Raw genomic sequence first — 840 nt, forward strand, 5'->3', positions numbered from 1 at the left:
ACTGATGTTTCAAAACGTTATGAGAAATATGCTGCTGCCCAAGCTTGGTTGACAGACAGTGCCTTGCTCATTCCAACAACTTCTCAAACTGGTCGTCCAATGTTGTCTAAGATGGTACCATTTACACTTCCATTTGCATACTCTGGTAACAAGGGTATGAGTGAAGCCCTTTTGTACAAATATCTAGAAGTACAAGATAAGGCAGTGACAACAGAAGAATACCAAAAAGCTCAAGAAAAATGGTTGAAAGAAAAAGAAGAGTCAAATAAAAAGGCCCAAGAAGATCTCGCAAACCATGTGAAATAACTTTAAAAAAGTGAAGGATTTAGCCATCGACATGATGGTTAAGTCCTTTTTTATCTTGGTATAAGTCCCTGAATGATTAGAGATAGGATTTTTTTATAGCTGTAAAGCGATTCTTAAAATTCTGAGCGTTAGAACTGTTCAGAAAAGAGAAAATTTTAGTGAATTTTACCTATTTCCTATTGCTTTCTGCCTTTTTATTTGTTATATTAAAAGTACAATTAATTTTTATTTATAACAGTTAAGCAGAGCACTTTCAGAGAAAGGAGTATTTTTTAAAAAAGAAATGTAAACGCTTACTGGAAAATGAAAGGATTTAGGAGTTCATGGATAAACGATTTTTTGAAAAACGCTGTAAGTTCAGTATTCGTAAGTTTACGCTTGGAGTAGCTTCGGTGATGATTGGAACGACTTTCTTCGCAGCTAGCCCAGTATTAGCTGATCAAGCAAGAGTTGGTTCAACAGATAATTTGCCGAGTGAACTAGCTGATTTGGATAAGAAGGCTAGTGATGAGGGGCACGATTTTGACAAGGAAG

General features: G+C 35.6%; 1 protein-coding gene and 1 pseudogene. Both read left to right on the forward strand.

All coding sequences use genetic code 11. The features are described from left to right. Nucleotides 1–306: pseudogene (locus tag GMD4S_RS09610) on the forward strand (peptide ABC transporter ATP-binding protein); the annotation flags it as partial. A 323-nt stretch (nucleotides 307–629) separates the two neighbouring features. Beyond that, a partial coding sequence (locus GMD4S_RS09615) for a YSIRK-type signal peptide-containing protein (RefSeq protein ID WP_000361151.1) occupies nucleotides 630–840 on the forward strand: 211 nt, incomplete at its 3' end.

This window comes from Streptococcus sp. GMD4S, assembly GCF_000296955.1.